Below are 13,274 nucleotides of genomic sequence, written 5' to 3'. Positions count from 1 at the left end.
GGTCACTCCTTTCACTGGCTCAGCACCCAGGTATCTTTGCTCCCGCCACCCTGCGACGAGTTCACCACTAAGGACCCTTGATTCAGCGCTACCCTTGTCAACCCACCCGGCACAATCGTTACCTTATCTCCATACAAAACATAAGGTCGTAGATCCACATGCCGCGGTTGCAGTTCGTCCCCGATTAAACAGGGCGCTCGCGAAAATGAGATCGTCGGTTGCGCAATGTAGTTCCTCGGATCAGCCTCTATCTTCTGCGCAAACTCCTCTTGTTGTGCTTTGGTCGATTGCGGTCCGATCAGCATCCCATACCCGCCGCTCTCGCCCACCGCCTTCACCACCAGCTTGTCGAGATTCTGCAGCACATGTTGCCGTTCCTTAGGCCCGGTCAACAGATACGTTTCAACATTCTTCAGCACCGGCTCTTCGCTCAGGTAATACTTGATGATCTCCGGCACGTACGCATACAGCGCCTTATCATCGGCCACACCGGTACCAAACGCATTGGCCAGTGTCACGTTACCAGCGCGATAAGCATTGAACAGACCAGCCACTCCAAGAATCGAATCTCCGCGAAACGCCAGCGGATCGATGAAGTCATCATCCACCCGCCGGTAGATCACATCCACCCGCCGCAGTCCGATCGTAGTCCGCATGTACACAACGTTGTCATGCGTTACCAGATCGCGTCCTTCAACCAGTTCGATCCCCATCTGCCGCGCAAGATACGCATGCTCAAAGTAAGCAGAGTTGAACACTCCCGGCGACAGCAGCACGATATTCGGCTCTGGTCGTCCCTCCGGCGCCAGGGACCGCAACGTTCCTAGTAGCAACTGCGTGTACTGCTCAATCGGCCGCACATTGTAGCTTCGAAACAGCTGCGGAAAGATCCGCTTCATCACCCTGCGATTGGTCAGCATGTAGCTGACTCCGCTAGGCACGCGCAGATTATCCTCCAGCACTACAAACTCGCCGTTCTCCAACCGAATCAGGTCGGTCCCGCATACAGCAATGTAGACATTTCGCGGAACCTGCAACCCCATCATCTGACGCCGGTAGTGTTTGCAGCTATAGACCACCTCACGCGGTACTATTCCATCATCGAGAATCCGTCCCTCGTTATAGATGTCCTTCAGAAAAAGATTTAGTGCCGTAATTCGCTGCGTCAGCCCGTGCTCTACTGTCGCCCACTCGGCCGCAGTGATAATCCTAGGAATCAGGTCATACGGAAAGATCTTCTCTGTCCCCTCTTCGCGGCCGTAAACCGTAAACGTAATGCCCTGATTCAGGAAACTGAGGTCGGCCGCCTGTTTTCTGCGTTGTAGCTCTTCCGAAGGCAGCGCCGAAAAATGCTCCAACAGTGGTTCGCAGTGTCGATGCAAATCGCCGAGCCCGGTGAACATCTCGTCATAGGCATGGTCCAGCAAATAGTTTTTAAGGGACGCATGCTCGAACTGGGATGACTGGGTGGGATGCATTAGGAGCTTTGAGTATAGCGGACATCCCCGAGCATCCAAACCCAATCTCACGCTCACAGGTACCCAACAAACAGCTGCAGCGGCGGATGCGTCGATGCTCTCGACATCCGGCAGCGCGAGCACCGGGACACCACCTGCTAGGAGATTTATGCAGCTTTGCCGAGGCTGCGACCGCCTTATCTTTGAAGAAGTAGAGACCCAGACGTAGTGCCGATACCAGTTCACGATAGGTCTTCGCATCTTATCGGCCGCGGCCAGCACGAGATAGTGCAGCAGGGGATGGGGTGCGCGGTGCAGTCGTAGCTTAGCGACTTAAGAGCTTCGCATACCGCGCGATTGCCCATGCTGTGGGCAATAAGGTGAATCTTCTGTGAACCGTTGCGAGCCTAAGGAGGCAGGAAGCGTTCCAGATGATTGGCCGTCCGGCTAACGTTTGCGACATCGCTGGCATAGTCCTCAAAGGTGCCGTTGGCTGAGCGACAACACTATGGTCGATTTGAGGCGAGAAGTTTTTCTACTTCGGCGTGGAGGCGGGCGGTGATGGCGGCTGCGGTGTCGTTTGAGGAGAAGCGGATGGGTTGGCCCACGTTGATCTGAAGGGTGCCAGAACGGAACCAGCGACGGCGGCGAGTTTTGAGTTCGCCTAAGCCCTGGATGGCCATGGGCAGTACTGCTGCTGAGGATTGCTTGACCAGCAGGCCGATTCCAGGGCGGAAGGGGGCGAGGGTGCCGTCGGTAGAGCGGGTGCCCTCGGGGAAGACGACGACGTGGAAGCCGTAGTCGAGGGCGTTGCCTGCGTGGGCGAAGCTGAGCTGGAAGTCGCGCAGACGCGGGAGGGGAAAGACGTTGAAGAGCGCGGTGAGAAGGAGCCAGGTGGGTGGGCCGAGGGGGTTGAGCCAGTAGGGTTGCTGGTTGCGGGCGTGGCGAAAGTCTTCGAGCATCTCGCCGGACATGGCTACGGCGGTGCGGAGGCGGATAGCACGGGGAAGGGCGTAGAGGAGGAGGGGGAGATCGTAGGCGGTGACGTGGTTGGCGATGAGGAGGAGCGGTTCGGTTGGCTGCTTGTCTGTTTGCTGCGTGTCTGCTTGTTGCGGGTGGATTGATTGATATGGCCGAGCTGCTGGTGACACGCGGGGTGCGGCTAAGAACCAGACCAGGGGTTGGGCTACACACTCGACGAAGGCGGTGCGAATCCAGCGGATGGGTAGTTGCCAGGACCAGTGAGGGTAGAGGTAGTGGGTAGCTTCTGCCGGGATCGGCGCTTCGGGCTGTTGGGTCGCCTGAAGCTTTTTTGTCAGCGCGTTGAGGTCGGCGGTTTCGGCGAATTCAATTTGCTCGGGACGCGTAACCGATTGATCTTCCGAGACTCCTCTATTGCCAGAGTTTGCGACGAGGTGGCATAGCTCGGGGAGCGTCTCTACCTTGTCGTATTGCTCTTGGGGAAATGCGACGCCGAGTTTTTCTTCGAGCGCGTCCTGGAGCTGGACGCGGCCAAGGCTGTCGAGACGCAAGTCTTCGGCGAGGCGTAGGTCTTTATTTTGGATTTCGTTTTCGGGAGGGACGCCTTCGCCTGTGATGCGGGCTATGAGGGTTAGGAGCCAGTCGGTGGAGGTGGTGGCTGGTGTTGACGGGGCTGCGTTGCCGTTGTTGGCTTCCCTGCTGGTCAGCCAGTTGGCTACGGCTGCGCGTTTGATCTTGCCGGTGGAGGTGCGGGGGAGATCGGGTTCGGACCAGAGGGCCCAGCGGCGGATGCGCTGGAACTCGGCTAGGCGGGTGTTGGCACGTTGCAGGATGGCGGGGGCGCGGTCTGGGGCATGGTCGGGGGTGGTGCGAAGGGCTAGGACGGCGCAGGGTTCGGGTCCAGTGGGGGTTGCGATGGGGACTACGGCGCAGGCGGCTACCTCGGGTTCTGGCTCGAAGGCGGCTTCGAGGTCTTCGGGGTGGAGATTGACGCCGGTGGCGGTGACGATGGTCTCGCTCTTGCGGCCAAGGAAGCGGAGTTCGCCGGTGGGTTGGGCTTCGGCGAGATCGCCGGTGGCTAACCACTCGTCGGTGCGGGGTTGAAGGGCACCACCGGACCAGGTGGCGGGGGAGATCATGGGGCCGCGGACGAGGACTTCGCCGTCGGGCTGGATTTTGACGTCGCGACCGGGGAGGGGCTTGCCCATGGTGCCGCGGGCGACTTTGAAGGGGTGGTTGAGGGTGATGAGGGCGGAGGTTTCGGTCATGCCGTAGCCCTGGACGAGGACGAAGCCGAGGGCGTTCCAGAACTGCTCGATGGGTACGGGGAGGGCGCCGCCGCCGGTGACGAAGGCCCAGTACTTGAAGCCAAAGAGGGAGTGGATGTCGCGGAAGCGCCACCAGCGTTTTTGCGCGGAGATGCCTTTGGCGGCTTCAATACGTGCCGTGAGGTTTGAGTTTTCGGTTTCCAGGTGGGTTTTGAGCAGGGCGAGTACGCGGGGAACTCCGGCGAGGACGGAGATGCGTTCGCGGCGAATGGTTTCGATGAGGCGGGGGGCGGTGAGGCGGGATTCGAAGTGGACCTCGGCGGCGAAGATGGAGGGGACCCAGAGGCCCATCATCTGGCCGAAGACGTGGCTGAGGGGGAGGGTGTGGAGGAAGCGGAGGGGGTGGACGATGCGCTCGTAGCGCATGTAGGGTTGGGCGGCGGTGCGGATGGGTTCGAAGCTGGAGAGGATGTTGCCGTGGGTGTGGACGATACCTTTGGGGTCGCCGGTGGTGCCGGAGGTGAAGAGGATCTGGAGGGGCGTGTCATGGGAGAGGGTGGGGATGGGGTTGGCTTGATCTGCCGTTACGGCGGGGGGAAGGGTGGTGGGCCAGTCTTCGAACGAAAGATGTGGCCAGTCGTTGGGGAGGGTTTGTAGGAGCATGGCGTCGCCGACGATGAGGGAGGGCCGGACGTCGGAGGCTACTCTTGTGGCGAAGTCGGGGGTGCCGTAGGCGTCGAGTGGGACGACAATGATGCCGCGGAGGATGCAGGCGTGAAAGGCGGCGACCCATTCGGCGCTGTTCTGTGCCCAGAGGATGAGGCGGTCGCCTGGTTGGAGGTTGCGTGAGACCAGGAGTGCGGCGAAGCGTCCGGCCAGGTTTGCGATCTCTGCGTAGGTTGTCGCTTTGCGGCGGTTGCCGGTGTACTGGACGATGGCTGTCTGGCGGCCGAAGCGACGGAAGTCGTCGAGCAGTACGGCCAGGTGGGGGCGGGTGGGCATAGGCAGTCAGCTAGACAAAGATAACCCATTGCTACGCCATGCTCGACCAACGCAAGCTAGCCCAGATTGATAAACACAGGAAGATTCCCTGATACTGAAGCGACGACTCGTGCCTTCGCCGAAGCGATACACGCAGCGCGCAAGCCTTCTAAAGCTACTCGGAAGCGTATCTTAGCGAGGCTAACCATAGGTCGTGTGCTCGATGCATGTAAAAGCTGCCTTCGGTCCCCAGCTTCTTGTCGGCTGGTCCCACGCCTACCTCTTCTGTCACTGCTCTGCAGCCGCCCTCGACAGGTATGAAGTGCCACGCATGGTAGTGACTCGACTCAGATGGCGCGACAGTTTCGGGTGTCCAGCTTAGGCGCTTTCCGGGAACCCACTCCGTGATCTTTGCTGTGATGGGTGTGTTGAAGATGGATAGCGAGAGAGTACGCCCTAGTCCTGGAGTTTTGTTCGGTCCCTCAACCCTGACATCTTTTACCAGGATGAACCATTCTGGCCATGCGGTAACGTTTGCCATCTGCGCGAAGACATGCTCGCATGGTGCCGGAATGAGAAGCTCATTATGGCTGAACTGCGCGGCCGTTGCAGGGTCGAAACCTTTTGGCCAGTGAATAGTAGTGTCTCGGCGTGCCAAATCGTTCAGGGCGATGTCGCGCGCCATGGCTGGGGTCTGTGCACGGGAGGGTTTATGCGAACCCACGAATATCAGGAACAATACACCTAACAATACAAAGCCTCGCTGCATAACCCTACGATACAGAATTCTGCGAGTGCTCGTTAATCCCCGCAAACGCGCTTTTCATCAGTGGAGATCACTGACGCTAAACCTACTTATCCGTAGTATTTCGCGTGCTGGCAAGGTGTGGAATCGAATCGATTCCGCGGCCATCTAAACGACGAACTGGTAGAAACCATGAAAGTCATTGAGCTAGCAGCGCCACGTGTCGATTCACTGCATTCCTGCACTTATTCTGATCCCGTCCCAGGCCCGGGTGATGTGTTAGTTCGTCTGCGGGTCGCTTCGTTGAACTTTCTTGATATCGCCGTTGCCACCGGTAAGTACTCCCTCAACAATTTTCCGATCATCCCCGTAACAGACGGGGCGGGCGAGATCGCGGATATCGGCGCGCCTGTGGCCGACTGGAAGGTTGGAGAACGGGTCATCCCGCATTTCATTCCCAACTGGCAAGATGGCCGGATGCCCACCGCCGATGGTGGACCGCGTCGTGGCATCGATCTTCCTGGTAGCCTTGCGGAGTATGTGGTGGTTCCTGCGTTCGCTGGTCCGCACGCCGGCGCATCTATCGAACGCTGAATCTGCCACCTTACCGATAGCGGCAACCACGGCTTGGCGCGCCATTCGCAGTGCTGGACTGGGACCGCACAAGACAACTCTCGTGCTCGGCACCGGCGGCGTATCGCTTTTTGCAATGCAGTTTGCAAAGGCGCACGGGGCGCGTGTCCTTATTACATCGTCCTCTGACGAGAAACTGGAGCGCGCCCGTAAACTGGGCGCCGATGAAGGACCTGGGCAGAGCGCAGTACGGTGGCCAGCATGGCTTTCTCATGATCGAGCCGAGGGAGAATGCGGGAAGCATCTCCCGACCGTCATACCCATAATCCCTGCGCCGCGTGGGCCAGTTAAGAGCCAGTAGCAGATCTCGCACATAGCGGGGTACAGGATGGGTATCGCATGAGCGTTTCCAGCCATCGCAGCGCAGTCAGTCAAAGGGCCATCAAGGGTTGCGCACCTCAATCGTTTATTGTTGACCCTGGCGCATGCGAAGAAGCGGACCGGGAACCTGGCCGTTATAGGCGACTGTTCGAATGTGGTGTTTAGGGGAAGCCTCGAGCGTGTACGGAGCGATCTCCAGCGTGGCGTCCGGAGGGCGCCGCTCCGGACGCTGCGCCCAGGAGAACCGACCCCGTGGCCATGCCCGAAAGCTGTGCAAAGCGCCGACGAGTCAACAATGCCGAATATCCTTGGTCTGTCATTACATCAATATCCTGAATGCGAACGGGTGAAAACCTGTCTTCGCAATACGGGCCTTTCGCTTGATTGGCCGCGCCAGGAAGAGTTACGGATCACACTGCAGAAGTTGCTACGGAGAAAGCGGGGATCTTTGTCGGCGAGTACGTCTGCTTTTACGTTTCCGAAGGTAGTCTCAGACTTGTGTTTGATGTTGTCGTAGAAGGCCTGCAGGATGTCCTCTTTGAAATGGGCTGCGGAGGCAGACGTGCGTGAAATGGCGGACGCTCATACCAATGCGCTCAGCGAGCGATTCGACGGTGAGGTCTTCACGAACGTGCTGGAGGCTCCATACCTGAAGCTCGCGCAATGGCTTTCAGGTGATGCCTGATGCGAAGCATGTGGCTGTATTGTGCTTGCCCGCCCGGACGCACGAGAACCATGACCAGGAAACGCGCGATCTTGAGAGCTGTTTCGTGTCCGTGGTCTTCTTCAACCAGGGCAAGAGAGAGGTCAATACCGGCTGTAGTACCTGCCGATGTGCAGATAGAGCCGTCGTGCAGATAGATCGGCTCGGGCCGCACAACGACTTTTTGGTATTCCCTGGCGAGACGGTCACAGAAGTTCAGTGGGTAACGGCTTGCTTCCCGTTGAGGAGGCCTGCTCTGCGAGAAGGAATGCGCCGGTACAGATGGATGCGACGTGCGCGAGATAAGCGCCTTTAGGGCACAGTGCTGCAGATGTTCTCGAGAATGACGTCGACTGCAGCGCAAGCCAATCGCTCAAGCTCCGCGTCATTTTCATGCTTACCGACTCCTGCCAGCAGGCGGTATAGGACGTCTCCTGTCAATGAGTCGTGAAGGATCACCGCCATCCGATCAATTGGGATCGTTGTTTTTCGCAGCTCTTCACGACGACTTTCCAACAAAGATCGTATGAACGAAGCTGTCCTGGCGGGACCGTGTGTATACCATGCCTCTCCTACTTCGGGACAGTTCGCTGCCTCGCCGATGGCGAGTCGGTGAAGCTCCACGGACCGTTTTGCGGTGATGAGCTTCAGGATGTGAAAAGAGAGCTTCTTAAGGCTCTCTTCAAGATTCAATCCTGAGTAATCGATCTTCGCGAGCGGCTCATTCGATTCGCGGCACAGATTCTCGATACTGCTGATGAACAGCCCACACTTCCCACCGAATTCGCTATACACCGTGCTCTTCGAACCGCCAGCCACCTCGACAATCTTGTCGATGGTGACGCCCTCATAGCCGCGCTTTAGGAACAGGTCTGCCGCGACTCTTTGGAGCTTGCTGTTTCGAACTTCTCCTCGCGATGGTTTGCTAGGCATTCATCTGCCTGTCGTGAATAAATATTTCAACGCGGTCCATAGCCGGAATCCTCCTGTATTAACAACATTTTATGCGTCCACTCTTGTTCACATCTGGGAATTTTTAGTGCGTCGTATTCGAACTTGAGTGCATCTTATTTGTACTGTACAGTACAGTACATAAGATGACAATCGCAAACTGTCTGAAATATGAAGACCACATGGAAATCAATTTCGAAGATTCGCTCATTCACCCGACAGCGGGAGCCTCCATTCGGACGGCATCTCAAACGGGATCGAATTCAGCAATCAGCATTGTGCATCCCGCTGAGTTGAGCACGGAAACGCAGCAGACATCAGGATCGCTAAGGATGTCCGCCATTACAGCGATCCACGGTATTGTTTCCTCGCTCTGGGCAGGCATATTTTTGGTCGAGCCTTTAGTGAAGACCGGCATTCACCACCACGGCGAACAGGACACGGTCGTTTACGTCCTTGAAGGAGAAGCTACTGTACGGTGGGGCGATTTCGGAGAACATTCGGCCACTGTTGGAGCGGGCGACTTTCTCCATGTGCCAAGTTGGTTGCCACATCAGGAACTCAACCCTTCGAAGGAACACCCGTTTCGATGGGTCGTTGTCCGAAGTACGCCAGAGCCGATCGTTGTCAATCTGCCTGACGATTTCTGGCCCGCCACCTGAGCGCAAACTGTGGGCTGGTAATACATTCCAAACTCTCAACACGAAAAGGAGCAGTCTTATGAATACGAATGAGGAACAGATTCTTTCAGCCGCAGGTGCAGGCACATTTGCCATCGGTGGCGAACTTACGGTCAACCGGCTAGGCTATGGAGCGATGCGGATCACAGGGGCAGGCGTGTGGGGATCTCCCCCGGACAAAGCTGCTTCAATGGCGACCCTCCGACGGGCGATTGAACTCGGAGTGAATCTGATTGATACCGCCGACTCCTACGGACCAGGCACCTCCGAAGAGTTGATCGCAGAGGCACTCTACCCATATCCGGCTGGATTAGTGGTCGCAACCAAGGGTGGATGGGAGCGTCCAGGCCCGGGCCAATGGACCCACAATGCGAGCCCGGAACATCTCACCGAAGCACTTGAGGGGAGTCTGAAGCGCCTGCGTCTGGATCGTATCGACATTTACCAACTGCACGCTCCCGATAATGCCGTGTCATTCGAGGCGTCGGTAGAAACACTGGCCAGACTGCGCGAGCAGAACAAGATTCGCCATGTCGCGCTCTCGAATGTAACCCGCGAGCACATTGAAAGAGCGCGCAGAATAGTTCCGATCGTATCTGTGCAGAATCGCTACAGCTTTGCTGACCGGGAATCGGACTTCATTGTCGATTACTGTGAGCAGAGCAACATCGCTTTCCTTCCTTGGGCTCCGCTCGGTCAAGCGAAGGAGGCACATGACGCCATCAAGAAGGTTGCAAACGATCTTGACGTGACTCCCTTGCAGGTCGCATTGGCGTGGCTACTCAAGCGTTCCAAACTGATCCTGCCTATTCCTGGAACGTCCTCGGTCAAGCACCTGGAGGAGAATATCGCTGCTGCGGGTCTTGAACTTTCCCAAGCCGCGTACGACAAGTTGGCCGCTGTAAGCCATGCTCCCGCAAGTCTTCGAGGTTGAAGGACAGCCCACTACTAAGCCATTGCACGATCGATTTTCGCCACACCTGGAGATGAAAATTATGACCGGCTTACACTTAGCGAAATTCCCCGTATTAACCCTTCTCGCCTTCACCACGTTTCTTCATTCTGCGCTGCAAGCTCAGAAGACGATCACCGGTCAGGCCGCCTTAGCCGACTACACTCAGCAGAAGCCGGGTGTCCGGCGAAAGATCACTGTGGCAGATCTGCCAGAGCCGAAACCGTCTGAGTCTGTCGACAACGGCCCCTCTCTTGTTCAAAGGCCGGAGGGCGCGTGGCCCATTGCCCCAGCCGGTTTTACGGTTCAACTCTATGCGGGCGGTGACGCGGCCACTCCTATGCAGCGCTCCGAAAATAAGAAAGAGACGCACGCGCCCACGTCTGGAACCTTCGTGATGCCACGCATCATTCATACTGCACCGAATGGTGATCTCTTCGTAGCGGACTCGCAGGCTGGCTCTATAATGGTGCTGCGTGGCGTGACGAATGCGGGTAAGGTAGCCACCATCAGCACCTACGTTACGGGCCTCGATCATCCCTTTGGCATTGCGTTTTATCCCGCTGGCGCGAATCCTCACTGGATCTACGTCGGAAACGCCACGACCATCATTCGATTCGCCTATAAATCCGGAGATCTGAAGGCTGCTAAGGCGCCCGAGACAATCGTGCCCGATCTTCCCGGCTATGCTCAACTGCGTGGCGGTGGTCACTGGACGAGAGATGTCGTCTTCTCTCCCAACGGCAAGGAGATGCTCGTGTCCGTTGGAAGTGGATCGAATGCCGACGACCCTGACACCCATCCCAACGAGTTTCATCGGGCGGACGTGTTGGAGTACACCCCAAAGGGCAAATTTGTCGAAGTGTACGCTTACGGTATTCGTAACTGCGTTGGCGAGGCAATAAACTCTGTTACCGGTCAACTCTGGTGCTCCACGAACGAGCGTGACGCCTTGGGAAACAATCTCGTTCCAGACTACGTGACTTCAGTGAAGGAAGGCGGCTTCTATGGCTGGCCCTGGTTCTATATGGGTGGACATCAGGATCCGCGACTTATGGGCACACACCCTGAACTCAAGTCCAAAGTCATCACCCCCGATGTCCTGGTTCAACCTCATATGGCCTCACTCGGAATGACCTTCTATCCCATCAACAAATCCACCTTCCCCTCCGAATACGACGGCGACGGATTCGCGGCCGAGCACGGGTCCTGGAACCGAGCGAAGCGCGGGGGCTATGAAGTGATCCGAATTCCCATACGGAACGGCAAAGCCACTGGCGAGTACGAGGACTTTCTTACCGGGTTCGTCACCGCAGACGGGCAGGTCTGGGGTCGCCCAGTGGGAGTAGCAGTAGGTCATGATGGCGCTCTCTACGTGACAGATGACGGCTCTCGCAGCGTCTGGCGCATATCGTACACCGACAAATAGCCAGACCGTGCCGAGTTTCGAGCAGACCCTTATCACAAATGGAGACAACCGACATGATTTCCAAATATCACAGTATTCGAATTGCCACTATCGTCACCGGAGCATCTTTGACGGCCATGCTCGCTCAAACCCGGCTCGCTCAAACCCGCGCGAGTAGCGTTGCAAGCGGTCACCGCGAAATCCTGCTGCAAACAACTCAATCGTGGAACGGCCAGCCCTATACACACTACCCAACGGGGCAGCCACAACTCACGACGATCAAGCTGACCATCGCACCACACACCGTCCTGCCGTGGCACACCCATCCATTCCCAAATGCCGTCTACGTGCTTTCAGGCACTCTTACGCTGCATGACAAGGCTAGCGGCAAGACACAGGTTGTTCATCAGGGACAAGCGGTAGGAGAATCCGTGCATGATGTGCATCGAGGCGAGTCGGGTGATGAACCCACCGTGCTGCTCATCACGTATGCCGGCACCCTAGGCGTTCCGACCTCAGTTCCTGCGGCAGGCGAAAAGGCGGAGTACTGAATCATATCTGCTCAACCGAACCGTTAATGAAAGACAGTGGAGGTACTTATGCCATCAAGTGGAAAGCAAGAGTCAGCAACGGCGATCGTATCGCGCCGGTTTTTTCTCGCAGCCGGTTCAGCAGCATTGAGCGGGATTTCACTCGCACAAAACACGGAGGGGCAGATGACACAGATGAAGACAGAACCTTGGGGACGTATTCTCAATGGGAGAGTAGCTGTAGTCACTGGAGCGGCACGCGGAATTGGGCGCGCTGTAGCCTTGGCCTTGGCGAACAGCGGAGCTCACGTGGTTGGAATCGACATTTGTGCCGTCGTCGATCCGCGTTCAGGAGTAGAACCTGCTAGCCGCGCCGAACTCGATCAGACCGGTGAGATGGTTAAGAGCGAAGGCGTACAGTGGAAAAGCTTTGTGCTGGACCAGCGCGACCTTCCCGCACTGCGCATTGCCGCGGAGAAGATCCACGCAGAGTTTGGCCGCATTGACATTCTGTTTGCCAACGCTGGTATCCAGGCGTTCCGTCCACTACTTCAGATGGAAGATCCTGACTGGCATATCCAGATCGACGTCAATTTGACGGGCACAGCCAATGCGCTCCGTGCCTTTGCGCCGTACATGGTGCAGCAGGAGCACGGCCGGATCATCATGACGACATCGACTCAGGGAAGGCATGGCACCTTGAACGGGTCGGCTTATTCGGCATCGAAGTGGGGCATTATTGGCTTGATGAAGTCTGCAGCGATGGAACTGGGGCCGCATGGCGTCACCGTTAATTGCCTTGTGCCAGGACTCATTGATACACCACTCACGCGCCATGAGGAACGATATGAGCAAGCTCTGCAGGTGGCGGGACGCACGCCAACGGGCGACAAAGCCGTGGACGAAGAAGCTGCTCGCAAAGTGCTACAGAGCAAATCAATTCTCGGTGTGCCGTGGATCGATCCGGCAGAGATGTCGCCCGTCGTCGTATTCCTTGCATCCGACGCGGCGCGAATGGTTTCAGGCGCGACCTACGATGTAACAGGTGGTGACAGTGCCAATAACGTCTAGCCACGCAGTTAGCTGGAAGTTGCGTTGGCCAAACCCTAGCATTAATGTGGAACTCCGCGGTTTGGCTAGACGAAGGGATAACGCACCCTGGTTCGAGGACTACAGCGGTCTGAGCACCCTCAAACGCCGAGGCACGACGTCTGCCGACAATTGGCAGAGGTCTCAAGGGGTAAACCAAGTCAAAATCGAAGGCACGAAAAGACCACAATAACTGTCCATAAGGTGCCTATCAGCAATAAAATCACTATCACAGAATAGGCTACAGTTGATAAATAGCTGCTATCTAGTTGATCACGCAAGTGGCCGCTGACGATGAAGTGCATGAGAGGACCGGAGTGCGCACGAAGTGTGTCCGGGTAGGTATCGATCCGGTCAAGCATGACGGGTGAACCGTGAACGTCGTGCCAGGAGGCGTAAACTTCCTTTCTCCCGTACCAGATCTTCTACATCCGCTTTATTGCGCGTCAGCACCATCACATAACCGTACAGATGATCAGAGCGGCATCCTTACTAGTTGAATTTGGCGTTCCAATACATACAACATAAATTCCTTAGGGAAGAACTCATTCGCAGCTGCAATCCGCGTCGTGCGG

General features: G+C 57.0%; 13 protein-coding genes. 8 read left to right on the top strand and 5 right to left on the bottom strand.

The genetic code is table 11. From position 1 onward, the window contains the following. Nucleotides 1-11: 11 nt before the first annotated feature. The 4 genes from HDF08_RS00400 to HDF08_RS22025 form a co-directional block, all read right to left on the bottom strand. Nucleotides 12-1,478, bottom strand: coding sequence for a circularly permuted type 2 ATP-grasp protein (locus HDF08_RS00400; protein ID WP_179636486.1), 1,467 nt, complete (start codon nucleotides 1,476-1,478; stop codon nucleotides 12-14). Nucleotides 1,479-1,699: 221 nt separating this feature from the next. Next, nucleotides 1,700-1,843: an alpha/beta hydrolase gene (locus HDF08_RS22030; protein WP_353070377.1), complete on the bottom strand. Its 144-nt coding sequence runs from the start codon at nucleotides 1,841-1,843 to the stop codon at nucleotides 1,700-1,702. A gap of 120 nt (nucleotides 1,844-1,963) precedes the next feature. Next, nucleotides 1,964-4,708 carry an AMP-binding protein gene (locus HDF08_RS00390; RefSeq protein ID WP_179636484.1) on the bottom strand — a complete coding sequence of 915 codons (2,745 nt, stop codon included), beginning with the start codon at nucleotides 4,706-4,708 and terminating at the stop codon, nucleotides 1,964-1,966. A gap of 154 nt (nucleotides 4,709-4,862) precedes the next feature. Continuing rightward, nucleotides 4,863-5,372 (bottom strand): SRPBCC family protein, encoded by a 510-nt coding sequence (locus HDF08_RS22025; RefSeq protein WP_353068028.1) that lies wholly within the window; start codon nucleotides 5,370-5,372, stop codon nucleotides 4,863-4,865. Nucleotides 5,373-5,624: 252 nt separating this feature from the next. Between HDF08_RS22025 and HDF08_RS21385 the strand changes: the two genes are divergently transcribed. The 3 genes from HDF08_RS21385 (at nucleotide 5,625) to HDF08_RS00375 (ending at nucleotide 7,071) form a co-directional block, all read left to right on the top strand. Next, the gene (locus HDF08_RS21385) at nucleotides 5,625-6,026 is read left to right on the top strand and encodes an alcohol dehydrogenase catalytic domain-containing protein (protein WP_218884461.1); all 402 of its coding nucleotides are present in this window, start codon (nucleotides 5,625-5,627) and stop codon (nucleotides 6,024-6,026) included. Continuing rightward, complete coding sequence (locus tag HDF08_RS22020) at nucleotides 5,923-6,366, top strand: zinc-binding dehydrogenase (protein WP_373563159.1); 444 nt, start codon at nucleotides 5,923-5,925, stop codon at nucleotides 6,364-6,366. The genes HDF08_RS21385 and HDF08_RS22020 overlap by 104 nt, the downstream gene beginning before the upstream one ends. 549 nt (nucleotides 6,367-6,915) lie before the next feature. Next, entirely contained in the window at nucleotides 6,916-7,071 is a 156-nt protein-coding gene (locus HDF08_RS00375) for a hypothetical protein (RefSeq protein ID WP_179636482.1), read from the top strand. A 330-nt stretch (nucleotides 7,072-7,401) separates the two neighbouring features. Here the strand turns inward: HDF08_RS00375 and HDF08_RS00370 are convergent, their stop codons facing one another. Next, complete coding sequence (locus tag HDF08_RS00370; RefSeq protein WP_179636481.1) at nucleotides 7,402-8,022, bottom strand: TetR/AcrR family transcriptional regulator; 621 nt, start codon at nucleotides 8,020-8,022, stop codon at nucleotides 7,402-7,404. Between the two features lie 164 nt (nucleotides 8,023-8,186). On the opposite strand from HDF08_RS00370, the gene HDF08_RS00365 reads away from it, so the two are divergent. The 5 genes from HDF08_RS00365 to HDF08_RS00345 all read left to right on the top strand — a co-directional run bounded on the left by HDF08_RS00365 (nucleotide 8,187) and on the right by HDF08_RS00345 (nucleotide 12,681). Next, nucleotides 8,187-8,702 (top strand): cupin domain-containing protein, encoded by a 516-nt coding sequence (locus HDF08_RS00365; protein ID WP_179636480.1) that lies wholly within the window; start codon nucleotides 8,187-8,189, stop codon nucleotides 8,700-8,702. A 58-nt stretch (nucleotides 8,703-8,760) separates the two neighbouring features. After that, nucleotides 8,761-9,654, top strand: coding sequence for an aldo/keto reductase (locus HDF08_RS00360; protein ID WP_179636479.1), 894 nt, complete (start codon nucleotides 8,761-8,763; stop codon nucleotides 9,652-9,654). Nucleotides 9,655-9,715: 61 nt separating this feature from the next. After that, the gene (locus tag HDF08_RS00355) at nucleotides 9,716-11,101 is read left to right on the top strand and encodes a PQQ-dependent sugar dehydrogenase (protein ID WP_179636478.1); all 1,386 of its coding nucleotides are present in this window, start codon (nucleotides 9,716-9,718) and stop codon (nucleotides 11,099-11,101) included. Between the two features lie 53 nt (nucleotides 11,102-11,154). Beyond that, nucleotides 11,155-11,631, top strand: a complete 477-nt coding sequence (locus HDF08_RS00350; RefSeq protein ID WP_179636477.1) for a cupin domain-containing protein — start codon at nucleotides 11,155-11,157, stop codon at nucleotides 11,629-11,631. Between the two features lie 165 nt (nucleotides 11,632-11,796). Then, entirely contained in the window at nucleotides 11,797-12,681 is an 885-nt protein-coding gene (locus HDF08_RS00345) for an SDR family NAD(P)-dependent oxidoreductase (RefSeq protein WP_257030809.1), read from the top strand. Nucleotides 12,682-13,274 lie beyond the last annotated feature (593 nt).

The sequence above is a fragment of the Tunturiibacter empetritectus genome, assembly GCF_013410875.1.
Taxonomy (GTDB): domain Bacteria; phylum Acidobacteriota; class Terriglobia; order Terriglobales; family Acidobacteriaceae; genus Edaphobacter; species Edaphobacter empetritectus.
This window is presented reverse-complemented; position numbering and strand designations above follow the sequence as displayed.

Excerpts from the sequence above, each read along its gene's own strand:
- HDF08_RS22020 (WP_373563159.1), top strand. The coding sequence starts at position 5,923 with ATGGTGGACCGCGTCGTGGCATCGATCTTCCTGGTAGCCTTGCGGAGT.
- HDF08_RS00400 (WP_179636486.1), bottom strand. The coding sequence starts at position 1,478 with ATGCATCCCACCCAGTCATCCCAGTTCGAGCATGCGTCCCTTAAAAAC.
- HDF08_RS00365 (WP_179636480.1), top strand. The coding sequence starts at position 8,187 with ATGACAATCGCAAACTGTCTGAAATATGAAGACCACATGGAAATCAAT.
- HDF08_RS00345 (WP_257030809.1), top strand. The coding sequence starts at position 11,797 with ATGACACAGATGAAGACAGAACCTTGGGGACGTATTCTCAATGGGAGA.
- HDF08_RS00370 (WP_179636481.1), bottom strand. The coding sequence starts at position 8,022 with ATGCCTAGCAAACCATCGCGAGGAGAAGTTCGAAACAGCAAGCTCCAA.
- HDF08_RS00375 (WP_179636482.1), top strand. The coding sequence starts at position 6,916 with ATGTCCTCTTTGAAATGGGCTGCGGAGGCAGACGTGCGTGAAATGGCG.
- HDF08_RS00390 (WP_179636484.1), bottom strand. The coding sequence starts at position 4,708 with ATGCCCACCCGCCCCCACCTGGCCGTACTGCTCGACGACTTCCGTCGC.
- HDF08_RS21385 (WP_218884461.1), top strand. The coding sequence starts at position 5,625 with ATGAAAGTCATTGAGCTAGCAGCGCCACGTGTCGATTCACTGCATTCC.
- HDF08_RS00350 (WP_179636477.1), top strand. The coding sequence starts at position 11,155 with ATGATTTCCAAATATCACAGTATTCGAATTGCCACTATCGTCACCGGA.
- HDF08_RS22025 (WP_353068028.1), bottom strand. The coding sequence starts at position 5,372 with ATGGCGCGCGACATCGCCCTGAACGATTTGGCACGCCGAGACACTACT.
- HDF08_RS00355 (WP_179636478.1), top strand. The coding sequence starts at position 9,716 with ATGACCGGCTTACACTTAGCGAAATTCCCCGTATTAACCCTTCTCGCC.
- HDF08_RS00360 (WP_179636479.1), top strand. The coding sequence starts at position 8,761 with ATGAATACGAATGAGGAACAGATTCTTTCAGCCGCAGGTGCAGGCACA.